At 68.2% G+C, this 21,715-nt stretch carries 35 protein-coding genes; 4 read left to right on the forward strand and 31 right to left on the reverse strand.

The features are described from left to right. Positions 1-16: 16 nt before the first annotated feature. The 8 genes from QE454_RS09745 to QE454_RS09775 form a co-directional block, all read right to left on the reverse strand. Positions 17-550 carry a hypothetical protein gene (locus QE454_RS09745; protein ID WP_307455787.1) on the reverse strand — a complete coding sequence of 178 codons (534 nt, stop codon included), beginning with the start codon at positions 548-550 and terminating at the stop codon, positions 17-19. A 276-nt stretch (positions 551-826) separates the two neighbouring features. Continuing rightward, positions 827-1,876, reverse strand: a complete 1,050-nt coding sequence (locus QE454_RS09750; protein WP_309668789.1) for a phage minor capsid protein — start codon at positions 1,874-1,876, stop codon at positions 827-829. Continuing rightward, entirely contained in the window at positions 1,777-2,031 is a 255-nt protein-coding gene (locus tag QE454_RS09755; protein ID WP_309668613.1) for a hypothetical protein, read from the reverse strand. Before QE454_RS09755 ends, QE454_RS09750 begins: the two co-directional genes overlap by 100 nt. A gap of 3 nt (positions 2,032-2,034) precedes the next feature. Next, on the reverse strand, positions 2,035-2,307 hold the full coding sequence (locus QE454_RS09760; RefSeq protein ID WP_307455783.1) for a hypothetical protein: 273 nt from the start codon (positions 2,305-2,307) through the stop codon (positions 2,035-2,037). After that, complete coding sequence (locus QE454_RS09765; RefSeq protein ID WP_307455781.1) at positions 2,304-3,881, reverse strand: phage portal protein; 1,578 nt, start codon at positions 3,879-3,881, stop codon at positions 2,304-2,306. The genes QE454_RS09760 and QE454_RS09765 overlap by 4 nt, the downstream gene beginning before the upstream one ends. Further along, positions 3,809-4,321 (reverse strand): HNH endonuclease signature motif containing protein, encoded by a 513-nt coding sequence (locus QE454_RS17285; protein WP_396652956.1) that lies wholly within the window; start codon positions 4,319-4,321, stop codon positions 3,809-3,811. Before QE454_RS17285 ends, QE454_RS09765 begins: the two co-directional genes overlap by 73 nt. Positions 4,322-4,339: 18 nt before the next feature. Beyond that, complete coding sequence (locus QE454_RS09770) at positions 4,340-5,629, reverse strand: PBSX family phage terminase large subunit (protein WP_307455778.1); 1,290 nt, start codon at positions 5,627-5,629, stop codon at positions 4,340-4,342. Then, a complete protein-coding gene (locus QE454_RS09775; RefSeq protein ID WP_307455776.1) occupies positions 5,619-6,122 on the reverse strand; it encodes a hypothetical protein in 504 nt (167 codons plus the stop codon). Before QE454_RS09775 ends, QE454_RS09770 begins: the two co-directional genes overlap by 11 nt. A 101-nt stretch (positions 6,123-6,223) precedes the next feature. Between QE454_RS09775 and QE454_RS09780 the strand changes: the two genes are divergently transcribed. Beyond that, a complete protein-coding gene (locus QE454_RS09780; protein ID WP_307455774.1) occupies positions 6,224-6,400 on the forward strand; it encodes a hypothetical protein in 177 nt (58 codons plus the stop codon). Between the two features lie 138 nt (positions 6,401-6,538). Here QE454_RS09780 and QE454_RS09785 read toward each other — a convergent pair whose 3' ends face one another. From QE454_RS09785 to QE454_RS09895, 23 genes are all read right to left on the reverse strand, one after another. Then, complete coding sequence (locus QE454_RS09785) at positions 6,539-6,739, reverse strand: hypothetical protein (protein WP_307455773.1); 201 nt, start codon at positions 6,737-6,739, stop codon at positions 6,539-6,541. Continuing rightward, positions 6,732-6,902, reverse strand: coding sequence for a hypothetical protein (locus tag QE454_RS09790; RefSeq protein WP_307455771.1), 171 nt, complete (start codon positions 6,900-6,902; stop codon positions 6,732-6,734). The genes QE454_RS09785 and QE454_RS09790 overlap by 8 nt, the downstream gene beginning before the upstream one ends. Before the next feature lie 232 nt (positions 6,903-7,134). Next, the gene (locus QE454_RS09795; protein ID WP_307455769.1) at positions 7,135-7,281 is read right to left on the reverse strand and encodes a hypothetical protein; all 147 of its coding nucleotides are present in this window, start codon (positions 7,279-7,281) and stop codon (positions 7,135-7,137) included. Beyond that, positions 7,278-7,610: a hypothetical protein gene (locus QE454_RS09800; RefSeq protein WP_307455765.1), complete on the reverse strand. Its 333-nt coding sequence runs from the start codon at positions 7,608-7,610 to the stop codon at positions 7,278-7,280. The genes QE454_RS09795 and QE454_RS09800 overlap by 4 nt, the downstream gene beginning before the upstream one ends. Next, a complete protein-coding gene (locus QE454_RS09805) occupies positions 7,607-8,191 on the reverse strand; it encodes a hypothetical protein (RefSeq protein WP_307455763.1) in 585 nt (194 codons plus the stop codon). Before QE454_RS09805 ends, QE454_RS09800 begins: the two co-directional genes overlap by 4 nt. Next, positions 8,188-9,054 carry a hypothetical protein gene (locus QE454_RS09810; RefSeq protein ID WP_307455761.1) on the reverse strand — a complete coding sequence of 289 codons (867 nt, stop codon included), beginning with the start codon at positions 9,052-9,054 and terminating at the stop codon, positions 8,188-8,190. Before QE454_RS09810 ends, QE454_RS09805 begins: the two co-directional genes overlap by 4 nt. Further along, positions 9,051-9,566, reverse strand: a complete 516-nt coding sequence (locus QE454_RS09815; RefSeq protein ID WP_307455759.1) for an ASCH domain-containing protein — start codon at positions 9,564-9,566, stop codon at positions 9,051-9,053. Before QE454_RS09815 ends, QE454_RS09810 begins: the two co-directional genes overlap by 4 nt. Next, on the reverse strand, positions 9,544-10,041 hold the full coding sequence (locus tag QE454_RS09820; protein ID WP_307455757.1) for a single-stranded DNA-binding protein: 498 nt from the start codon (positions 10,039-10,041) through the stop codon (positions 9,544-9,546). The genes QE454_RS09815 and QE454_RS09820 overlap by 23 nt, the downstream gene beginning before the upstream one ends. Beyond that, a complete protein-coding gene (locus QE454_RS09825; RefSeq protein ID WP_309668614.1) occupies positions 10,038-10,757 on the reverse strand; it encodes a hypothetical protein in 720 nt (239 codons plus the stop codon). The genes QE454_RS09820 and QE454_RS09825 overlap by 4 nt, the downstream gene beginning before the upstream one ends. Beyond that, on the reverse strand, positions 10,754-11,503 hold the full coding sequence (locus QE454_RS09830; protein WP_307455751.1) for a hypothetical protein: 750 nt from the start codon (positions 11,501-11,503) through the stop codon (positions 10,754-10,756). The genes QE454_RS09825 and QE454_RS09830 overlap by 4 nt, the downstream gene beginning before the upstream one ends. Then, on the reverse strand, positions 11,503-11,952 hold the full coding sequence (locus tag QE454_RS09835; RefSeq protein WP_307455748.1) for a hypothetical protein: 450 nt from the start codon (positions 11,950-11,952) through the stop codon (positions 11,503-11,505). The genes QE454_RS09830 and QE454_RS09835 overlap by 1 nt, the downstream gene beginning before the upstream one ends. Positions 11,953-12,262: 310 nt before the next feature. Continuing rightward, the gene (locus QE454_RS09840; protein ID WP_309668615.1) at positions 12,263-14,857 is read right to left on the reverse strand and encodes a DNA methyltransferase; all 2,595 of its coding nucleotides are present in this window, start codon (positions 14,855-14,857) and stop codon (positions 12,263-12,265) included. Next, positions 14,854-15,240 (reverse strand): hypothetical protein, encoded by a 387-nt coding sequence (locus tag QE454_RS09845; protein ID WP_307455743.1) that lies wholly within the window; start codon positions 15,238-15,240, stop codon positions 14,854-14,856. The genes QE454_RS09840 and QE454_RS09845 overlap by 4 nt, the downstream gene beginning before the upstream one ends. Continuing rightward, on the reverse strand, positions 15,237-15,656 hold the full coding sequence (locus QE454_RS09850) for a hypothetical protein (protein ID WP_307455741.1): 420 nt from the start codon (positions 15,654-15,656) through the stop codon (positions 15,237-15,239). The genes QE454_RS09845 and QE454_RS09850 overlap by 4 nt, the downstream gene beginning before the upstream one ends. Continuing rightward, on the reverse strand, positions 15,653-16,456 hold the full coding sequence (locus tag QE454_RS09855; RefSeq protein ID WP_307455739.1) for a recombinase RecT: 804 nt from the start codon (positions 16,454-16,456) through the stop codon (positions 15,653-15,655). The genes QE454_RS09850 and QE454_RS09855 overlap by 4 nt, the downstream gene beginning before the upstream one ends. Further along, positions 16,453-17,391: a YqaJ viral recombinase family protein gene (locus QE454_RS09860; RefSeq protein WP_307455737.1), complete on the reverse strand. Its 939-nt coding sequence runs from the start codon at positions 17,389-17,391 to the stop codon at positions 16,453-16,455. Before QE454_RS09860 ends, QE454_RS09855 begins: the two co-directional genes overlap by 4 nt. Further along, positions 17,388-17,786: a hypothetical protein gene (locus tag QE454_RS09865; RefSeq protein WP_309668616.1), complete on the reverse strand. Its 399-nt coding sequence runs from the start codon at positions 17,784-17,786 to the stop codon at positions 17,388-17,390. Before QE454_RS09865 ends, QE454_RS09860 begins: the two co-directional genes overlap by 4 nt. Next, entirely contained in the window at positions 17,783-17,962 is a 180-nt protein-coding gene (locus tag QE454_RS09870; protein WP_307455730.1) for a hypothetical protein, read from the reverse strand. Before QE454_RS09870 ends, QE454_RS09865 begins: the two co-directional genes overlap by 4 nt. Then, positions 17,956-18,099 (reverse strand): hypothetical protein, encoded by a 144-nt coding sequence (locus QE454_RS09875; protein WP_307455729.1) that lies wholly within the window; start codon positions 18,097-18,099, stop codon positions 17,956-17,958. The genes QE454_RS09870 and QE454_RS09875 overlap by 7 nt, the downstream gene beginning before the upstream one ends. Next, positions 18,096-18,647 (reverse strand): hypothetical protein, encoded by a 552-nt coding sequence (locus QE454_RS09880; RefSeq protein WP_307455728.1) that lies wholly within the window; start codon positions 18,645-18,647, stop codon positions 18,096-18,098. The genes QE454_RS09875 and QE454_RS09880 overlap by 4 nt, the downstream gene beginning before the upstream one ends. Then, positions 18,644-18,973 carry a hypothetical protein gene (locus QE454_RS09885; RefSeq protein WP_307455726.1) on the reverse strand — a complete coding sequence of 110 codons (330 nt, stop codon included), beginning with the start codon at positions 18,971-18,973 and terminating at the stop codon, positions 18,644-18,646. The genes QE454_RS09880 and QE454_RS09885 overlap by 4 nt, the downstream gene beginning before the upstream one ends. A 64-nt stretch (positions 18,974-19,037) precedes the next feature. Continuing rightward, positions 19,038-19,256: an AlpA family transcriptional regulator gene (locus tag QE454_RS09890; protein WP_307455724.1), complete on the reverse strand. Its 219-nt coding sequence runs from the start codon at positions 19,254-19,256 to the stop codon at positions 19,038-19,040. Beyond that, positions 19,253-19,498: a helix-turn-helix transcriptional regulator gene (locus QE454_RS09895; RefSeq protein WP_307455722.1), complete on the reverse strand. Its 246-nt coding sequence runs from the start codon at positions 19,496-19,498 to the stop codon at positions 19,253-19,255. Before QE454_RS09895 ends, QE454_RS09890 begins: the two co-directional genes overlap by 4 nt. Positions 19,499-19,575: 77 nt before the next feature. Between QE454_RS09895 and QE454_RS09900 the strand changes: the two genes are divergently transcribed. The 3 genes from QE454_RS09900 to xerC are packed head-to-tail and all read left to right on the forward strand — an operon-like array spanning position 19,576 to position 21,668. Continuing rightward, the gene (locus QE454_RS09900; protein ID WP_307455720.1) at positions 19,576-20,076 is read left to right on the forward strand and encodes a helix-turn-helix domain-containing protein; all 501 of its coding nucleotides are present in this window, start codon (positions 19,576-19,578) and stop codon (positions 20,074-20,076) included. Positions 20,077-20,080: 4 nt separating this feature from the next. Beyond that, entirely contained in the window at positions 20,081-20,521 is a 441-nt protein-coding gene (locus QE454_RS09905) for an ImmA/IrrE family metallo-endopeptidase (RefSeq protein WP_307455718.1), read from the forward strand. A gap of 1 nt (position 20,522) precedes the next feature. Continuing rightward, entirely contained in the window at positions 20,523-21,668 is a 1,146-nt protein-coding gene (xerC, locus tag QE454_RS09910) for a tyrosine recombinase XerC (RefSeq protein WP_307455716.1), read from the forward strand. The last annotated feature ends 47 nt before the right edge of the window (positions 21,669-21,715 follow it).

Consider the following 21,715-nt stretch of genomic DNA (forward strand, 5'->3'; position numbering starts at 1 on the left):
TCTCCCTTCCGGGGAGTTAGCCCCCGAGGCGCGCTTTCACGGCGCCGTCGAGGGTCGGGGTGGTGGTGGGGGTGGCCTGGCCGCCCTGGTGCCCGGGGCCGCTTGCTCCGGGGAGGGTGGGTCCTGCCTTGAACGCCGAGTTCCTCTCGAGCGCGTCTTCGATCGCCTTTTTCACGTCGTCCTCCTTCGAAAGGTCGACGTCGGCGAAGGTCTTCATGAAGCTGCTCGAGTCGAGCAGCATGTCCGCGTTGGCGCCGTGCTTGCCGGCGACGCGGAGGAGGTGGTTCTCGCGGGCGAGCTGGTCGCGCTCGGCTGCGGCGGCGGCGGCGGCCTGCTCACGCTCGGCGGCGAGCGTCTCGGCGGCTTCCTTCGCCTCGCGGTAGGTCTTCGCCTCACCGCGGAGCTCGCGGACGTACTCGTCCGGGTCGCCCTGGTACTTGATCGGAGCGGGCTGCGGTGTCGGCGCCGGGGTTGGGGTCGGCGCGGGGGCGGGTGCCGGCGTCGGTTCGGGAGTGGGCTCCGGAGTGGGAGTCGGGGCGGGATCGGTCATGGTGAGCCTCCTGCTCATGGGTTCGCTGCACCCCTGCGGTGAGCGACGTGAAGGGGACCGCGGCCGTCGACGTGCAGGGCCGACGACGGCCGCGGAGTGTGTGGAACGCCGATTTGCATACGCGGGCTCGGCGGTCGAAGCCTCGATAGCCGCAGCGCCGTTGGGCGCCCGGTCAGTGTGGGGAGGGGCGCAGGAACGCCTAGCCGGAAAGCCTCGGCGTCATGAGCGTCCTTCGCGGCGTAAGGAACCGCGTGAACGGCCCTCCCTGGTCTGTGGTCAGCCGTCGGCGAAGTGCAGTTGCTCGCGGTACGACGAGCGCTTACGGCCGGTCTCCTTGAGGAACGCGCGCATCTCGGCCTGCGCCTTCGCGACGTCCTTCGCCGCGCGGCGCTGGTCCGTGTCGGTCATCGCGGCAGCCAGGTCGCGTTTCGCTGACCGGATCTCCCGCTCAAGGCGACGCTGCTCGGCGCGTTCGTATTCGGCCTGCTTGTCGTACTGGAAGTCCCGCTGAGGGATCGCGAGGCCGGGGGAGTAGGCGTTGACCTTGCACCGGTCGTTCGGGTGCCCCCACCCGGCGGCGCGCGCCTGTGCGAGTGTCCCGTCGATGTGGACGGTCACGGTTTCGTCGCTGGTCGCGTGAGGGAGGGTGACGTCACCGGTCGCGCCGTCGAACGACACGATCTTCCCGATCCACGGTGCGCACTTCCGGCACGCGTCCGCGCCGCCGCTGATCGTGCCGAGCTGGATGCCGTTCTGCTGCATCCGCCAGACGCCGGCGTCGTTGTAAGCGCGAGCGACGGAGGTGCGGCCCGCCATCTCCGCGTAGGCGCCGATCGTCCACCGACGGCCGCTGCGATCGACGAAGCCGGTGATGCCCTCGGCGAGGAACCGTTGCACGATCCGCGCCTGCTGCACCTGCGACGTCGTGACACCGAGGAGCGTGGACGGCGTGTACATGGCGACGATCCGCTGGTACGCGTCACGCGGGTACCGGGTGATCCGCTCCCGCAGGTTCGTCAGCCGGTTCTCCAGCGACACGGCCACCATCGACGCGGCCTGAGCCGCGGTCGACGTGAACGGGACCGGCCGGAGGTTGCCGACGCCGATGCCGAGGGTGACTGCGGCGGCGGCTTCCCCCTCGAGCGCGGCGGCGGCGATGATCCGCGCGGCCAGGTCACCGGGCGCGAGCCCGTCAGCGAGGCGCTTACCGATGCGGGCGAGCTCGTTCAGGGCCCGTGCACGGTGTGTGGCGAGGTCGGCGAGGATGCGGTTCTGTTCCCGCCGTTCCGCGACGGTGAGACCCGCGTCGGCGGCCGCTTCGGGCAGTCGGGCGGAGAGAGGTCCATGTCGCGGCGTGCGCGGGCGGCGACCTCGGCGATCGCTTCGTCCTCAGCGTCGCGGAAGCGGTCGGCGATCTCCCGGCCGAGGTCCTCAACGATGTCCTCGATGCTGCGGTCGGGGTCCGGCTTGAACAGCGCCACCGGTCACCTCTCTGGGTGTCGATCGTCCCAGCGCCATTTCGCCATGCGCCAGCGGTCATGGATCGTGTCGAGCAGCACTCGCAGCAGGCCAGCGATGATCGTGAGCAGGACAAGGGCCACGGGTACGCCGGGGATGGCCCACAGCGCGCCCCAGCCCCATTCGCGTACGGCAGCGAAGGCGAGGGTGACGAAGCAGAAGGAGACGAGGATCACGACGACCGAGTAACCCGCGATGCGGCCGACCTTCTCGGCCAGAGCGAAGGGGTTGCGGGTCATGCCTGCTCCTCCGGGTCTTCGGGGTCCTCGTCGGCGCCGTCGAACGTCGCCGGGTCAGGCACGGTGCCGCGGTCCTTCTGGATGCGGCCGACCTCGATCTTGATCTCGTCCTCACCCCAGTCGGGGTTCGCGCGAGCGACCTTCTCCCACAGGCTGATCGCGCCAGCAGCATCCAGGAGCGACAGGGTCCGCGCGAGCTTCTCCGGGTCCTCCTGCGACACGTCGGGGAAGATGACCGTCGGCTGCTCGAACCGGCCGCCACCCTTCCCGGGGAACAGCTTCCCGTCGAGCTCGAGCGCGACCGACGCCTGACGGCTAATCGCGGCACGGTCGTACAGGATCTTCTTGTCGCGGGTGCGCTCCGACGCCTTGTTGCGGTCGTCGACCTCCGTCGCGGTCTGCGTGCCACCCTGCCCACCACCGGAGTAGTCACCCCACGCCGACTGGGAATAGCCAGCGGCGCGGAGGATCTCGCGGTACAGGGCGAACGCCGTGCGCTCATGCTGCTCGACACGGATCTCGAACTGGACCTTGTCGATCATCAGCTCGCCCGGCTTGCCCGGGGAGTTGAGACCGGCGAACACCTCGCGGCCCATGTCGAAGCTGGCGCCCATGCCGGGGCCCATGTAGTCGAGGACCGCGTCGGGGACGAGGATGCGGCCCGCACCTTGGCGGAGGTCACGCATCCACGACGAGAACGTCTCGTCGAGAGCGTCGAACAGGGGGTGGAGGCCGGCGTAGTCGGAGCGCCCCGTGTTCGCGAGGACGCCCTTCTTCCGCCATGCCCGGGTGGGCATGTTCGGGTTGTAGGAGCAGGTGAGCCGGTCGATGCCGGTGAGGATGCGGGAGTCCGCGTTCACCAGGCCAGCGAGGCCGGCGGTCTCGGGGCGGTCCTGCAGCGGGACCCGCTTGCCGAGGTTCGTCTCCGTCCCGCGGAACAGGGCGTGCTCGATCGCACCGACCTCGTGGTGCTCGAGGTGACGGTAGACGACCTGCGTCCGGTCCTCGCGGTACTCGGTCCACATGGTGCACTCGACCATCACGCCGCGGCGGAAGACGGGGATGACGACGTCGGCGGCGGCGACCTCGAGCCACACGTGATCGGCGACCTCGGTGTCCCACGCGGAGGTGATGACCGTCGCGCCGAGAGCGGCCTTGAGCTCGCCCATGGTGTTCCAGGTGGCGTGCGCGGCTTCGCTGTTCGCGATGAGGTCGAGGCGTGCCTTGCCCTTCTCGGTGCTGTCGGTGCCGAGGGATACCTCCGGCGGTTCCGCGAACACCAGATCCGAAGACAGCGTCGCGAGGTCGGCGGGAGCGGGGACGTGGATGCGGGTGCGGTTCTCGTTCGCCGGGACCGGGCGACCCCAGAACATCTTCGACGCGGCACCGACGAGTCCGCCGCGCATGGCCTGCCCGCGGTGCGTGTGCGTCGCGGCGGCCTGCCGGTCGGACGAGTACAGACGCTCAAGCTGAGCGGTGTCGCCGAGCTGCCACGCCTCGTTCAGCGCGTACGCCTTGTACGCCTCATCCCACGGGGCGGGAGGCCAACTCGAGTTCTCAACGGGAATGGGCATTGTGGACCCTCCCGGCGGCGCTGTCGCTGTACAGCGCGACACGTCCGGCATCGACGCCCTCCAGTCCGAGGGTGCGAATAGACGTTGTCGGCGGTTAGCGCGTGCCCCTGGGGACACTGGCTCTTACGCGCGTTGGTCGCGGCGGGAGAGTCGCCCCGCAGGGTGTTGATGCGCGGTGTAACGGGCTCAAGGTGAGCCGGGTTCACGCACGCTCGAGAAGTGCAGCCGCGCGCGCGGACGTGGTCAATGGTCAAGCCGTCCGGGATGGGCCCGTTCGTGATCTCCCATGCGACGCGGTGTGCCTTGTGCGGGTAGCGGTTGATCGCGACCTGCCCGTATCCGTTCGGGGTGCGGTATGCGGTCCAGAGCCAGCACTCGTTCTCGCCAGCGATCGCAACGTGTGTCCAGAACCGTTCGGCGGCCTCGGCGGGGATCGGCATGCGCACCCCTTTCCGAGGTCAGGCGGCCGCGAGCTGCGGCTTCCAGTAGTTGAGGGTGGAGTGCGCGATGTACCGGCCCGCGTCGAGGCTGTGGTCGTTCTCCTTGACCACTTCGTCTTCGCCGTTATCCGTGGCCTTCGATGACCAGCGGTATTCGGTGACCTCTTCGGTGAACCCGGTGCACCGGTCCGTGACGACGAGCTGCCCCGCGTCGAGGGCGTTCGCGATCGTCTGGATACCGGGGAGCACGTCGTTCACCGCCGGCCACGGGGATAGGCCGGTGCCGCGGAGGTCCTGCTGCATCTGCATCTGCATCGACGCAGCGGCCGGGTCGAGCATCAGGAACCGCGGTTGCACGGTCAACGGGTACGGGGTGTGATCCTGCGGGAGCCACGCCCGGAAACGCTGCGAGAGCGCCGCGTCGGTGAGGCGGAGGTCGTTGTGGTCCTTCGGGTTGTACCGCCACTCGTCCATCAGGATCAGGCGGGGCTTCGGTTCGTCGGTGACGCCGAGCATGAGCGCGGCGGTGGTGTTCGTCGTGCCGTAGTCCATGCCGATGCCCATGACCTCGGCGAGGCGGGGCATGTCGGCGAACGGGATCACGTGACGCTTTGGGTCCCACATCGGGTAGACGGCGCCCTCAGCGTTCGTCCACTCGCCCTTGATCATCCGGTCGTAGAACACCCCGGAGAAGGACCGTTCCATGTCGGCGATGTAGTCCGCCGGCAGGTTCGGGTTATCGCGCATCGTGAAGTGGAAGCTGATGAGGTTCTTCGCCGCGCCGGGGACGATCCAGTTCTTCCGGATCCAGTGGTTCCGGGACGCCGGGTTCATCGTCGCGAGGAGCCGGGCACCTTCGACGCGGAGTCGGGAGACGAGCATGTTCCAGAACACCTCGGGCAGCAGCGCCGCCTCGTCCACGTACGCGAGCGCCACCGTGGAGCCCTGGATGCGGCCCACGGACTCCTTGTTCGACGCGCCGATGACCATGACCTCGCGGCCCAGGATGCGCGCCGACGAAGCGCCGGGCGTGTAGTGAATCTGGGAGGCGATGACGGTCCCGAAGATCGACGTGTTCTGGAACAGGACGAACACGTTCTGATACACCGTCTGCAACGTCCGACCGACGATCACGATGATCCCAGTCTTCGGGGCCACATGCACCGCCAGCAGGAACGCCCACAGGCTGATCACGGTCTTCCCGGACGACACCGCCCCGAACCACAACGCCAGCTTGAACTCCATCGCATCGACGAGAGAAAGGATCTGGGCGCGAGACGCAGACCGTTCGATCTCGTCAAGCCTCATTCGGAGTCTCAGCTCGGTATATGTCCGCCGCCGCGCGGAACCCCTCGGCGAGCGTGTCCAGGACACCGACGGCTTGCTCTAGACCCGTGTCCGACTTCTCGACGATGCGGGTCAGCTTGTCGAACGTGATCGCCGCGGTCGTGATCACGTTGCGCCGCACCTCCACCGGCGCCGAATCCAGCACCCGCGACTCGAACGTGTTGTCCTTCCCGCCGAAGTTGTACACCTCGTACGGGCCGTCGATCACATCGAGCATGTCCTCCGACGCTGCGAGCATCTTCTCCGCCAGCCGGATACGACCAGCAGCGAGATCGACCGCGCGGGCCTCAGAGGCGTGTTTCGTGGCTGACCGGTCAAAGGACAGTCCGGCGTCTCGGCAGATGTTGGTGACGGAGCCGGCGCTGACTCCGGTTGCTCGGGCGATTTCGTTGCGGGTCTTGCCTTGGCTGTGGAGTTCGATGACGTGCTGGCGCTGGTCGTCGCTGATTGCCATGCGGTCACCTCTTCGCGGGCCTCTTGCCCTGTGCGGTGTCGGGGGTTGCCCGTACGTTGGGTGTGGTGTCGGGCATGGGGTCCGGCAGATTGGGGAATGTCATGGGGAAGGCCGAGGCGCAGGAGGAATTGTTCACCGCGATTGAGGCGCACGCGAAGTACGTCGCTAGCGCATCGCTGAACTCGGGTGTGAAGTCGCGGGCTCTCGCTGATCTCGCGTTGGCGTATCGCTACACGGCGGGCGGGGCCCAGCCGGGGAACGTGAACGTCGAGAAGTAGCCGCTGGCGTGGCGAAGCCCCGGTGTCCTCGTGGGTGAGGGCCGGGGCTTCGTCGTCTGGGCGGAGTGCTCCACCATCTACGTTCTATAGTGCGGCCTTTGCGGATTTTGCGGATTTTCTTTCGGGGCTGGCGTGTCGTCAGTGGCGGGGGCGGCCTCGCTTCACGGTCGGTTCGATGCGGACGACGGCCTTGGACAGGACCTCGATGACGCCCTCGCCGTTGCGCCGGAACGCGAGGCGGTCGTTCTCGATCCACTCGTAGATCGTGCGTGGGGCTTTCCCGACGAGCGCAGCGGCGACCTTGACGGTCACCCAGTCGGGGAGCTTGGCGTCAGTCACGGGTGGTCCTTTCGGTCGTGGGGGCGGTGCGCGGGGGCCCGAACATCCCGCCGGCGATCATGCGGGGGTGGGCGTTCATCACCTCGGGGCGGATGAGGTTGCAGGCGGGGCAGTTCGTGACCGGCGACCGCGTCTGGCAGATGTGGGAGTGCTGGGGCCTCATGACGGTTCACTCGATCTGTGAGCCGCACATCTGCTCTCGTCGATGACAGCGCCGTCGAGGTCAGTGACGCACGTACAGGCTGGACCAGTAGATCCGGTGGCCTCGTTTCGCCGGGCATCGCGCGCAGCTCGGGCCGCGATGCTCACAAGCGCACGTTCGACCTCGGGCGGGTGGTTGCCCGCCAGGGCCTTCGCTACGGCGGCGTATGTCCTGGCCTCTTCGGTGCGCGCCATTACAGGCCCCCATCCACGTGGTCGCTGCCGCAGGTGACGGCGTCGGGGTTGAGGGTCATCTGGTCGTCGTCAGGCAGCTCAGTCGGGGCCGCGTCGCAGCAGGGCGTGGCCACCTCCCCGTGGGGAGGGGTCGCGTGGACGGTCACGAGCGAGCCTCTGATTCGACCCTGCGTGCCATATCCGCCCACGTTTTGGCAACGGCTCGGAGGCGACGAGCGTTCTCGCGGTACACCTTGGCGAGAGGCGTCACCTCGTGCGGGGTGAGCACCTTGTGCACCATTCCGCCGTGGTCCGTGGGCTTGGCCTTCGACCCCCACATCTCCCGGTAGAACGGCTGTGCCGCGTCGAGCGTCATCTGGAAGGTGCCGTTGCCGTTGTGCGCGGTAACGGTTCCGATCTCGCCATACTCGGCGTAGTCCTTGCGCCCGTAGACACGCATCACACGTGCGCCGATGTTCGGTCGTCGCGCGCTCACGGGTGGACCTCCCGTGCGGCTTCGAGCGCGGCATCGGCAACTTCAAGAAGGTTGGCGATGGTAGACCCGCCCAGAAAGTCATTCCGAGGCGTGATGACTGCCGTGTTGTCGATGGCATCTGCAACGGCATGTCGCTCGGCGTCGGTGACCGTCCCGTGCGGGCGGACCTCGGAGCGAATGGTCAGCGCTTCGAGGGCGTCCAGAGTGCCAGCGAACATCGGAATCTCTGGGGCCTGGTCAGGTGTCATCGCGGCGTCAAGAGCGGCGATCAGGTCACGCCGGTGCCCGGTCGCCGGCGCTGCGCGAACGAGCGAATACACCTCGGCCAGCAGGTCGGGATGGAGCGTCACGGTCAGCGGCGCGTCACCGGTCAGCGCTTCGCGTACGTCGTCGGCGGGCGGGGTGGACAGGGCGTCCGCCGCCGCGGCCACGCGATCCCGCCACTCCCGATCGAGGCGGGTGGAGTACTCGTGCCACTGCGAGTACATCGACTCCGCGGTGGTGAACATCATGGTCGGGTTCATGTCGAAGCCGACGCCGCGCTGCGCGAGTTCGCGCAGGGTGTCCGGTGTGGTGGTCATGCTGTCTTCCTGTCGTCGTAGGCGGGGACCCGTCGGATGGTGTGGGGGTCGTCGATGATCCAGTCGCCGCGGGGTGCCCCGTGGCCGTGGGTGGCGCCTGCGGTGTCGCCGTCCCAGAGGGCCGCGACACCGAGCGCCGGGTGGGACTTGCGTCCGTAGTCGTGACACCAGCACCCGCACGCGAGCTCGGTGCACGCGACGTGCTCGGTCGGGTCGCCGTACTCGCAGATGTCCGACCCGGTCCAGGAGGCGGGGCCGGTGCGGATCTTGTCGAGACGGTGGCCGCAGTGCTGGCATTCGACGACGGTGAACGCGCCGACGACCCGCTGCCGGTTGCCGGTGAGGGTGAGTAGTCCGCACTCCGGGCATCGCGCGGGCGGGGGAGTGACCTTCTCGCGTTCCTCGACCTCGAGCGTCCGGTACGCGTTCAGCGCGGCGTGGGCGAACTGGATCGCGTGGGCGGCGCCGGCGGGCGTGTTCACCCACATGAGGAGGGTGAGGTCCTCACGGGTGGCGAGGTGCCGCTCGCACTCGTCGACGGCAAGGAACGCGAGCGGCAGGTTCGAGTACCCCGACGCCGCGGACCCACCGCCCCCCGCCGTGGGGGAGACGGCGCGCCCGCCGGTCGCGTCGAGCAGCTCCCGGAACCGCGCCCACTGCGGGTAGGCGGTCTCGACGAGGTCCCAGCAGTGGCGGCAGAGGAACCCCACCTCAGACGCGAGAGGGAGACACCCTCGGCAGGTGCCGGGGCGGGTCTTCTCGTCCCAGCCGGGGTGGTCGGGGCAGGTGACGCGGTGCTCGCCGAGGGTCGTGCACGCGCGGATGCCGGGGAGGTTGTCGTTCGTGGCGCAGACGATCGTCATGCGGGCTCTCCGATCTGCGTGAGGATGCGCGCGGTCGTGTCGTCGTCGAGGCGGCGGAGGCCGAGCGCGCCGCGGTAGGGGATCGGCTCGGCGAGGGGGCGCGGGTTGGTGAGCACGAGGTGATAGCCCTCGTGGGCCGGGAACTCGATGTAGTTCTGCGCCCACGGCGAGCAGATGCGGCCGACCGGGGTGTGGTCGTCGAAGCAGATGTTGCTCATGCCGTTGGACTGCTTCACGAGGTGCACGCCCGCGAGGTCGACGACGCCGAGGATCGCGCCGTAGGTGAGACCGAAGGGGACAGGCGGCCCGATCCTGCTGACGGTGAACGTGTTGGCCATGAACTCTTCAGCCGAGCCGACACCCTTGGCTGCGTGGATGGCGACGGGCCCGCGGTAGTCCCCGGCGATGTTGCGGACGCGATTCTCGACGTCCTTCCCGCCGTGGATGATCGCCCACGCCCACGGCTGACGCACGGTGAGGATCCGCATCTCAGAACGGGGTGTCGTCGCCATAGCTCCCACCTCCCGCCACGCCCTGCGCGCCCGACTGAGCCGCTCCCGGCGTCGCCCAGGGCTCGTCACCCGCCGCGGCACCCGATCGGCCGCCAGTCGCGCCCGTACCGCCCGCGGCGCGCGTCACCTGCGCCGTCGCGTACCGCAGCGACGGGCCGATCTCGTCGACCTCGAGCACGATCGACGTGCGGCTGTTGCCCTCCTTGTCCTGGTAGCTCTGCTGCTTGAGCCGCCCCGTCGCGATGACACGGGAACCCTTCGTCAGCGACGCGGCAACGTGCTCCGCTAGCTCGCGCCACACGGAAGCACGGAGGAACAGCGCCTCGCCGTCCTTCCACTCGTTCGCCTGCCGGTCGAACGTGCGGGGAGTCGACGCGATGGTGAAGTTCGCGACCGGGAGCCCGTTCTGCGTGTACCGCAGCTCCGGGTCAGCCGTGAGGTTTCCGACGATGGTGATGGTGGTTTCGCCGCTCATGCTGCGGTCCTTTCGGTGGTGCTGCTGGTTCGGTTTCGTGTGCGCTCTCCGTTGCGGCAGAGGATGCGAGACACCTGCGTGGTCGATAGCCCGGTCATCTGCGCGACGACGGACACCTTTCGGCCCTCGCGGCGGAGACGGATCACGCGGGCAGTGAGCGCGCCGCGGGCCGCGGCGCGCTGGCGGACAGCTGCGTCCCCAACCGTCAGCGTCAGCACGGCACCGAGGAGCAGATCCTCGACGTTCGTGCCACACCGATTGGCGGCCGCAGTGAGTTCCTTCCACGCATCGTCGGAGAGCTTGATCCCGTGGCTCATGCGCCGGCCTCGATCGCGCCCGTTGTGTGCCCGGATCGCTTCGGCCTTGTCGCGATCGCGTGCCGCCTGCAACCGGTACGCTGCCTCCGGTTCGAGCGGCTGGCGGCGCGGCCAGTCCGCCGGGATGATGCCGCGCGCCTTCGCGGAGCGCACGTCGGCCTCCACGTCAGCCGTGCTGGTGCGGTCCCCAGCTTCGACGCGATCGAGGACGTGCCCCACGGTCAGATACGTCGTGCGCGTCGCCGGGTCGCGGTGGTGGGCAATGATCGCGCGCTCGCACTCGGCGTACGAGTGGCCGTCGAGGGCGGCGGCCCATGCGGTCGCGGTGACGTCCGTGACCTGACGCCGGTCGAAACCAGCCGCCACGGTCAGGAGCTTCGCTGCGTCGGAAGTGTTCATGCGGTGAGTCCTCTCTGCTCGGCGGCCTCCTGGGCTGCCAGACGGGCTACGACGGCGAGGTTCTCGTCGTCGCGGGTGGGGCGCGGCTGATGACCAGCGCGCGGGGCGGTGCGCTCGGCTTCGCGACGCATCCAGAAGCGCCAGGCCGCGACCCAGTCCTTCTTGGTCGCAGTCCGCCCGGACGCCGCACGCCAGTAGTCGACGAACTGTTTCGTCGCGTAATCGACGTCGAGACCGGGGCAGTCGTCGCGCATCTCGGCTCGCATGCCGGTGGTCAGGATGAACGGCTCAGGGATGCGAGTGGCGCGCTTGCGCGGCTTACTCTCTACCTCGTCAGAGGTAGAGATAGGGGTCGGGTCGGGTCGGGCCGGGTCGGGGGGAGCGTTACCCTCATCAGGTGGTGATGCGTTAGTAACGCCGTTACTCTGCTTCTCCCGCCACGTCTTTACGCGGTTCTTGGTGGCCTCACGCTTGGAGTCAACCTGTTCCTTGGAGGGCTGGTAATCGGCCCACGCATGGAACACGAACGTCTCACCATCGGCTGTCCAGAGGCCCGCGGCGACCAGTTCGTCGGCTGAGCGGCGGCGCGCGCGGAAGAAACGCAGCATCGACACCGGCACGCGACCGTCCGTCAAGTGCCCCGCCGACCACGACCCGGCACGCAGCCAGAGCGCCGTTGCAGCGTCGCTGAGAGCCGCGGTCTTCGGGTGTGACCAGAAGTGGTCGTCGACCTTGAACCAGGCCATCATCGCCCCCTGAGCGCGAGGATCGCGGCCTGCGGCGACTGATCCGCCCGCGCCTTCCACACGAAGAACTCGTCGTCGTAGACCGTGTGCATCATGTCCAGCGCCTCGACGGTGGTCACTTCGCGGCGGTCGTCGCCGGTCAGGACGAACCACGCGTGCTCGTGGGCGAAGAACACGGGCACGCGTGTCACGTCCGCCCACAGGGGCACCTTGATGCCGTACGCCTTCGAGATCTCCGCCATGCCGGCGTCGGCTTCGATCAGCCCGTTGAGCTGGCTATCCAGCCACAGGAGGTTCTCGGTGCGGTGCTTGTCGGGTCGCCCGCCCATGCCGCCCTGGCGGTGCTGCGGGACGAGACGATCGCCGGTGGTGGCCGTCCACACGCACACGAACCCATCACGACGCGACAGGGCCTCGAGCTGACGTTTGGGGACGCGTCGATCAGACACGGTGTCTCCTTGATGACAGGGGCAGGTGGGACGGCGGCAGACTTCGTCTCCGCCCCACTGGCGGCCGGGGTGGCAGTGGCGGCACGCGCCGCAGGTGCGACGGACGCGGGGGAGGGTGTCGGGCGCGTAGTTCATGCGTGCCACCGACAGAGGTCTGTGTGCCCGCCCTGGCGCAGCGACGGCGAGCACCGCCACCCGTGCACTCGGAACGCCCGGATGCGCAGCTCTATCTCCGTCTCCCGCGGCTCGGCCGCCAGCGACTCCCGACAGCCGTCGTGGTCGCAGCGGAGCGTGACCGTCGTCGCCGTGCTCATGCCGCATCCCATTCGGAGTCGAGCAGGTCGAACAGAGTCGGGATGCCCTGCTCGTCGTCGTGCCGGCGCAGGTAGACGAGGGAGTCAGAGACGGACACCGGGTTCAGCTCCGACCCGTAGCCGCGACGGCCCTGGCGCACTGCTTCGAGCACGGTGGAGCCGAGCCCGCTGAACGGGTCGTAGACCAGGTCGCCGGGGTTGGAGTACGCCGTGATGAGGCGGCGAGGGATCTCGAGCGGGAACGGGCAGATGTGGTTCTCGACGGCGCGGCGCTTCTGCTCGCTGTTCAGCGTCTCGATGCGCAGGACGTCGTGCCACACGTTCGCCGCCCACGAGCCGGGCACGAGCGACGCGAACGTGCCCGGCAGGGCGTTCGCTGCGGCCAGACGATCAGCGAGGGCGACGTGCTGCTCGTAGTCATACACCGATCGGAGCGACTGCTGCGTGAACAGCTTCGAGCGCGTCCCCGGATCGAGCACTGCGAGCTCGTCGAGCGCGAGCAGCCTGTCGCCCGACGAACGCCAGTCCGCGGCCGCGTCGATCTGCCAGCGGCCGACCGAGTACGCCTCGCGTTCCTTCACGACACGCTCGTCCGCCCAGCCTTTCGACCGGTCGCTCTGCGGCTTGTGAAACAGCAGCACATACTCCGGCGAGCCGACACCCATCGGGGTGTGATCGCGGAGCATCTTCGAGTACGACAGGCGGTACGTCTGATTGTTCTCGCGCACGACATCGGTCGTGACGGTGATCGCGCCGTAATAGTCGAAGCCGTGCTGGCGGTAGTGCGCGATCGACTCGGCGTGCAGCTCACTGACCGTGTAGACGCCGGCGCCGGTGACGGACCCGAACATCTGGCGGTCCTTGACGTGCACGGCGAGGATCCGGCCGGGCATGAGCGCGCGGTAGAGCGACGGCGTCAGGTAGTCCATCTGCCACCAGAAGTGCGCGTTGTCGTCGGTGTGGCCGAAGTCGGCGTAGTTCGGGGAGTACTCGTAGTGGTTGCCGAATGGGATGCTCGTCACCATCAGCCCGACGGACTCCGTCTCGAGGTGGTCGCGGGCTTCGACGACCGAGTCGTTCAGCGCGATCGTCCACGCCTCACCGGTGTGCACCTCGCGCTCGACGCCCATCGCGCGGGTCAACTCGGCAGAGATCGCCGCGGCTGAGAGGCCGAACTCCCGGAGCACGTCCGACATGGTGTCGGTGAGGCGGTCGTCCTCCGCCCACTTGGTCTCGAGGGTCGCGCGCACCTCCGACTCCGTCTCGGCGTAGATCAGGTGCACGTCGCACTCCTGCGTCTGGCCGAATCGGTGGATGCGGTGGACGGCCTGGACGACCTGCTCGTACTTGTGCGTGATGCCGACGAACACGGCCGTGCTGCACTGCTGCAGGTTGAGTCCGCGGCCGAGCTGGACGGGTTTGCCGATGAGCGCGTAGGTCTCGCCGGCGAGCCAGGTACCGAGCTGCTGCTCGATCTGCTCGTCGGTGAGGCCGCCGTGCACGGACGAGTACATGAGGCCTTCGTCAGCCAGCGCGCGCTCGAGCGCGGTCTGTTCGTCGTTCAGGTCGCACCAGAGCAGGATCTGGCCAGGCAGAGGGCGTCCGAAGTGCTCTCGCACGATCGACATGGCTCGCGCGACGCGCGCTTCGAGAGTGTGTCGCTTCTCGCGGGCGGCGTCGACGAGCGACATCGCGCCGCCGCGGACGAGCACGCCCTGCCCGTCGCGGTCGATCTGGTCGGAGAGGATCCCGACCTGCACTTCATCCCAGTGCACGCGCAGCTCAGGTAGCGCATAGCCGGCGTCGGAGTAGCCGAGGTCGGACGGCCGTTGGAGGAAGCATGCCCAGGTGTTGAGCCACAGCCAGAACTCGCGGCGCTTGTGCGGGTAGAGGGTGAGGTTCCCCGCCTTGGACGAATCGCGCTGAAAGAACCGGGTGAGGGCGGCTCCGGTGTCCATGATGCCGAGGAACCCGGCGTAGTGGATCAGCTCCTTGTGTCGGTTCGGTGAAGGGGTGGCCGTGGCGACGAAACGGAACGGGACGTTGGTGAACAGCGGCAGGAACCGCTGGTAGGTCTCGGAGCCGAACGAGCGGAGCACGGCGGCCTCGTCGAGCGAGACGGCCGTGAACAGGTCGACGTCGAGCTTCCCGTCGCGCACGGACTCGTAGTTGGTGACGTACAGGCCCTGCCAGTCGGGGTCGACCTCGGCGGTGGTGCGGACGAACCGGACCTGAACGTCGAGCAGCTCACGACCGTCGCGCACGATGTCGAAGCGCACACCGAGCGGCGCGACGATCAGGCCGCGGCCGCCGAGTCGCGCCACGATGACGCGGAGCACCTCGAGCTGCATGACCGACTTGCCCATGCCGTAGCGGGCGAAGATCGCGCGGCGGCCGCCGGCGACGGCCCACTTCACGACGTCGGCCTGGTGCGGCTGGTACATGTCGTGGCCGGGCCGGAAGATCGGCGACAGGTCGGCGTCGTCGACGTCGAACCCGAACGACCGGTCGAAAGCGACCTTTTCGCGCAGGAAGGCGTCGTATTCGAGGCTGCCGTCATTGCCTGTGTTGAGGGTCAGGAGAGCGCTCATGCGCGGGCACCGCCTTCGAGGAAAACCGCGAGCGTCTCGAGGCTCATGGTCACGTACTGCTCCGCCGGGGTCGTCGTGCCGCGCTTCTTGTGCACGACCACCCCGGCCACGGCGTCGTCGTTGCCGCGCTCGGTCTCGGCCTGACGCAACCAGCCGGGCAAGTCGGGTCGCGCGGTGTCCTTGCATTCGATGACCACGCGACCCCCGAGGGGCGTGCGGACGCCGCCGATGTCGCCGCGGTCCTTCGACCCGGTCTTGGCTCGCCGATCGATACGGTCGTCGTCGAGGCGGATCTTGAGGAAGTCGGCGACGGAGCGCTCAAAGCGGGTGCCGGCGTCCTTCGCCGACGCGCGGGACCGGCGCGGCTTTGTGGTGTCGGTCACTGGTCTGCTCCGTTCGATGTGGCGATGACGCGCACCTCGGAGTCGAGGGCGCGGTCGTGGTTCACGCGGCCGCCGAGGTCCGTCTCGACGACGAAGCGGGCGAGGCGGCCGATGTGCTCGACGTTGACGATGTGGTGGTTCAGGACCATGCCCTCGAGCTGGTTGATGCGGACGCGGTCGCCGTCGCGCAGCCAGGCGGCGTTGATGATGCCGGGGACGAGGCCGCCGAGCACACGCCAGTCGATCGCGGAGCGCACCGCCTCGTCATGCGAGGTGAGCCACTCGTCGAAGATCGCGCCGGCGATACGCCGCTGCTCCTTCTCACCGTTGATGGGGTCGTAGAAGGCGGCCTGACCGCCGTCGTCGAGGAACGCCTCGCGGATGCGCTCGTCCGTCCAGACGTTCTGCGCGTTCATTCGGGCACCTCGGCGGTGTTCCAGTCGGCTGCCGTGGTTTCGTTCACGACGACCGTCTCCGGCTCGTCGTCTATGTGGGTGACCTCGACCTCGTCGAGACCGCGGAGTGTCTGCACCTTCGCCTCGTCGGCCTCGAGCGCGCGGCCCAGGTCGGTCGACTTCGGCAGGTACTTCGCCAGGGCCCGGACGGCGGTCTTCTTGACCATCTCGTCCTCGTTCGTCTTCCACGGCGTCGACGCCCAGTACGACGGGCGGCGGTCCATGACCTGCGTGCGGGTGAGGTACACCCACGTCGTGCCGCCGGAGCGCATGCGCGCGGTGGCGACGACGCCGATCCAGTCGCGGGTCTCCTCGAAGTCCTGCGGCACCCAGTCGTAGAACATGCCGCGCTCGGCGTTCGCGCCGTAGCTGAACTGGTCGCCGCGGCGGACGAGGAACGCCTGCACGTTCATCACGAACTCGGACCGGAGGGCGAGCTTGATAAGGCCCTGGTACCCGATGATCGGTAGGCAGATCTGCTGCCCTCGGTCCTTCCGCGGGGTGAGGTAGAACTCGCCCAGCCCGGACCCGATCTCGAGACGCAGCTGCGCGGCGAGCATCACCCCGCCGAGGAGGGTCTTCGGGTCGGCTTGCATCAGCTGCGGCGACTTCGTGATCTCGGACAGGACAGCGCGGACGAAGGCCTCGCTGTTCATAGTCCCGCCGAGCTGACGCTCGATCGCGGGCAGCTGCGCCTCGACGAGGTCCTTCATGGTCGGGTTCTGCTTCGCCGCGGCGGCGGCGGTAGACAGGTCGGTCACTTCTTCTCCTTGAGGTTCGTGCGCATGACTCGATAGGGCTGCCCCTGGACGGTGAACTCCTGCACTATGTCGGGGTGCACCTGGCGGAGCGCGGACGTGTCGAGTCCCATGCGCCCCTTCTGGTAGCGGTAGGTGAGCACGTTGCGTCCGTTGCGGGTGATGGTGTCGGCGCCGCCGAGCCACTGCCCGATCGCGACCTGCAGGGCGTCGGCTTCGGCCTTCTGCGCCTGTATGTCGGCGAGGAGCACGGCGCGACGCTCGATCGCTTCCATGACCGTGTCGTCGGCCTCGAGCGAGGTGCCCGCGTCGACGGGCACCTCGTTGAGCTCGGCGATCGTCGACGGCATCGGCGAGACACCGACGAGGACGTTGTCCTCCCAGAAGCCGCGGACGGAGGGGATGAGGTGTTCGTTGATGAACCGGTCGTCGCGGGGCTCCCAGAACAGGCGGAACTCCCGGCCGCCGATCCACACGACCACCGCGGCGCGGGAGGTGCCGGCGACGGCCATCTCCGCCTGCACCTGCACACGGATGTCGGTGGGGATGCCTTCGTCCCAGTGGTGCCCGGAGTAGTGGTGGGCTGTCTTGAACTGCCAGGTGGTGAACGGGTCGTGTGAGACGCGGTCGAACGAGGCGTGCAGGAACGGGTGGTTGACGGAGCGGGCCATGAAGCCGGGGGACAGGGTCACGTCGAGCCCGGCGAACTGGTGCACCCAGGCTTCGATGATCGGCTCGGACTGGTGCCCGATCCACGCGAGCAGCGGGTCGAAGTCGCGGTCGACGCCCTGCTTGTGCTTGTACACGTCGAGCGCCGTGTTCCCGTACGACGACAAGCCCATGACTGCGGCTACCTCGGACGCGCCGACAGAGCCGCGGCGCTCGAGCTCCCACGCCGGGGTGTCGGGCGTCACGTCGATGCGGTCGAACGAGGTCATCGCTCCTCCTCGAACTCGTAGGCGCACTCCGAGCAGAGGCCGTCCTTGTCGACGACGACACTCTTCGCGCACCGCGGGCACTCGGTGGGGAATTTCGGGTCTGCGCAAAGCAGCGGCCAGAAGATAGACCGGTCCTCCTTGCGCAGCTCGGCGAGCAGCTGCCCGTCGGTGAGGTCGTCGAGGGTCTGCTGCGTGTTCAGCACCCACGGGACGGTCAGCTTGAACGCCTTCCGGATTGCCTGGCGCGCGGACTTCGTGCCGTAGCGGTCGCCGATCGCTTCGACGATGCGGTCCTCGATGTCCTGCATTGCGCGCCAGTGGTCGTCGAGGATCTGGTGGTCGTGGGGGAGGGGGCTGGGGACGGTGGGGTAGTGCACGGCTGTGGCGGTGCTCATGGGCGGTGTCGCTTCCGGTTGGTCCACGCGGTGTACGTCGTGAACAGGGCGAGGATGAGGGTGATGACGGCGAGGAGAGCGACGCCGTCGAAGCGGCCGCGGAGAGCGGCGAGGACGATGAAGAGAGCGCCGGCTGCGGCGAGGACGCCGACGATGCGGCCGTAGACGTTCACCACGGGATCACCCCGACGGCGGCGAGCATCCCGAGGGCGACGAGGCCGGCAACCTCGGCGGCGCGCCTCCACCCGGTGGGCGCGGGGCGGAGCGCGGTGAGAGCGGCGGCGTGCGCACGGCGCGCGTCCTGCCCGTTCACGCTTCGACCTCCGGGTAGATGCGGCGAGCCGAGATGATCCCCGTGTCCGTCTTCGCGATATTCGTGAGCGTCTTCGCCGACTGGAAATAGCCACCGTTGACGATCCACGCGTGCGCCGAGTTCGAGAACATGAGGATCCACACCTCGCCCTCGACGGAGTCGTGCCACGGCTTCGGCTCCGGGTGAGCATCGAAGTAGGCGCGCGCAGCGTGCACGAACTCGTACGACCGCCCGTCGCCCTGATCAACCCACTCGAGGTCGCCCGTACCGCTCTCGCGCAGCACGCGCACGCGCGTCTTCACAGAGCAGGGATAGACGACGTAGTCGGGGTTTTCGGGCCAGCGCCAACGGCCGAGGCGTTCGTCAGACTCCGCCTGGAAGAACTCACGCAACGCGATGACGTCCGGGTCTTGAAAGACGACCTCGCGGACCTGACAGATCTCGTCGGCTAGTCCCGGAATCTCCCCTGCGAACTGAAAGAGGGACTGATCCCACTTACCGCCGAGGTTCACCACGCGGACGCCGTTGGATGCGGTGAAGTCGTTCATGCTGCTGCCTCGCTCACGGTGGGGAGGTCGGCGCGTCGGACGCGCGTGTAGACGGTGACGTCCAGACCGTCGAGGTTCCCGGTCGCGATGATGTGCGACGAGTCGCCCGCGGCGATGTCCATCGGGGTCTTGCCGAACCGGGCGGCGAACGCTTCCACGGCTGCGACGCCGGTCAAGTGGATGGTGGCGCGCGGGCCAGGGACGACGTTCATCGCGGCGGCGAGTTGCGCGTCGGCCTCGACGATGTCAGCGAGCGCCCGGAGACCGGACGCGATGTCCGCCCCACTGCGTTCGGTGGGCGGTGCTACGGTGGCGGTGGTGGGCATCTGTGGTGCCCTCCTTTCTTTGATTCGCCTCCGGTTGCCGCCGGGGGCGTTTCTCTTGTGGGTGTCAGGCGGTCCGCTTGAGCGGAGTCACCTTGTCGATGCCGGCCTGCTCGCGCACCCAGGCATCGAGGTCGCTGCGGTAGCAGCGCACACGCCCGCGGAGCAGCCACATGTCCGGGCCCTCACCTTTCGAGCGCATATTGCGAAGCGTCTTGACTGCGAGACCGGTGACCTCGGCAACCTGCTGGATCGTGAGGATCTCGGGTGCCGGCGCGGCGCTCATCGCGAGCTCGCCAGAATCCGCTCGTCGACGGGGGTGATGACGTCGATGATGGACAGGTTGAAGTGGGCCGCGATCAGGCCGAGCTCGTCGATCGTGAAGGGAGACGCGAGGAGAAGACGACGCTTGAGGGTGCTGAGGGAGATCCCCGTTGCCTCCGCGAGCTTCTCGACGGACTCCCGCCGATCGGCGAGAATGGACCGAATCGCTCGGGATGCCTTCCCGCTGGGAGTGGTGTAGTTCATAGGAACTAATCTAGTTCACCTGAACTTAAACTGCACCGAGTTTGCGCAATTCGGTTCACATCTGACACGATCAGGCTGTGTCGAACTATTCCCCCACCACAGTCGCCCGCGAGATCATCGACCGCGTCAGAGGCCTCATCGCCCGCTACGACGTCAGCCAGGCAGAACTTGCAGTCCTCTGCGACGTCAGCCAGTCACAGTTCTCCAAGATCATCCGCGGCACCCGACCCATGAGCCTCGACCAGCTCGTCATCATCTGCGACGCACTCGCAATCGACCTCGGCCAGCTCGTCAGCGAAGTCGAAGACTTCGTGGCAGATCGAGACCTGCCCGCCTCCTCGCCGATCTACTACGTCGAGGAAGGCCGCCGTCTCCCCGAGGCTGCAGAGCGACTGCCCGAGCACTTCGACGCCTGGGCGCAGGCGGCGTGGGATCGACTCCATCCGAACAACCTCATCGAGGGCCGATTCGGATCCAATGTCGGAACCCCCGCGCAAGATGAGGAGCTCTACGAAGCCGCCCGCCCCGCCGACCCGGAGCCCACCGACGAACAGCCCTCCTATGACGACCCCAGTTGATCGAATGCTTCTCGACTACGCCGACACCATCGGCGTGACGATCGAATACACCCGCCTCCCCGCCGACCGCGACGGCGTCTACGACCACGAAGCCCGCCGCATCCGACTGCGCCGCGGCATGTCCGCCCGACACCACCGCTCCGTCCTCGCGCACGAGCTCGGGCATGCAGCGTTCGGCGACACGCCCACCCACTTCGGGCCCGTGCACGCGAAGCAGGAACGCCGCGCCGAGGAATGGGCCGCACTCCGCCTCATCGACATCGACGAGTACCGGCACCTCGAGGCCGTGCACGCCGGCCACCCGGGCGCTATCGCGGTCGACCTCGATGTGATGCGCAGCACTGTCATCGCGTTCCAGAACCTCATCGAGCGCCTCGGCAACACCGTCTACGTGCAGCCCCGCATGGGCGCCGGCCAGTGGGCACACCGCGAGCGGACCGCCTGACATGGCCCGCCCACCTCTGCCCGTAGGCACCTGGGGCGCCATCTCCCGAACGCAAATCGAACCCGGGCAGTGGAAAGCCGTCGCACGGTTCCGGGACTACGACGGCGTCACCCGCAAGGTCGGCCGCGTCGGCAGCACCGGGCAGAAAGCGGAGAACCTCCTCAAGGAAGCGCTCCGCGACCGCGCCCGCCTCCCCTCCGAAGACCTCACCCCGGAGACCCGGCTCTCCCGCGTCGCCGAGCAGTGGACCCGCGAGCTCGAACGCCGCGACGTCAGCGACGGAACGAAGTACCTCTACACCCGCAACCTCGTCCACATCGTCCGCGGCATGGGCGGCCTGCAAATGCGTGAGGTCTCCGTCCCCGCCGTCGACCGGTTCCTCGAAGCGCTCATGGTCAGCAGCGGGCCCGAGACTGCCCGCCTGTGCCGAGTCGTCCTCCGGGGCGTGTGCGGTCTCGCCGTGCGCAAAGGCGCGCTCCCCTCGAACCCGGTGCGCGACGCAGTCTCCATCCCCCGCAAGGCAGCCGAGCCTCGCACCCTGGAGCTCGCCGAGGTCATCAAGGCGCGAGCCCAGCTCGCGAAGTGGGACGCTCGCCGCAGCAACGGGGGAGTCCTTCGCCGCACCGACATCGCCGACCCCGTCGACATGATCCTCGGCACTGGCATCCGCACCGGAGAGGTCTTCGCGCTCCGCTGGGACGAGGACGTGCACCTCGTCGACATCCCCTACATCGAGGTCACCGGCACCGTAAAGGAGATCCCCGGGCGGGGCCTCTACCGCCAGCCTTACGCGAAGACGGAGATGTCGCACCGCCGGCTGATCCTGCCGCCGTTCCTCGTTGACGCTCTCGCCGCCCGCGCGCGGGACAGCGAGTACGTCTTCCCGTCCGTCACCGGCACGCTCCGCAGCCCCAACAACTTCCGCACCCAGTGGCGGAAGTTCCGCGCCGCGCACGGCTACGACGACTGGGTGACACCGAAGACGTTCCGCAAAGCCGTCGCGACGCTCGTCGCCACCGAGGCCGACGACGAGACCGCCGCCGGCCAGCTCGGACACGAGTCCCCGAAGATCACGAAGAGGCACTACATTCGACGACTGCACCAGGGGCCTGACGTGCGCACGATCCTGGAGCTGTTCGCCTCCTAAGAGCGCCGCTTACGTACCGTTTTGGGCGGGATATCCACGGACTATCG

It is taken from the genome of Microbacterium sp. SORGH_AS_0454 (assembly GCF_031453395.1).
Lineage (GTDB): Bacteria > Actinomycetota > Actinomycetes > Actinomycetales > Microbacteriaceae > Microbacterium.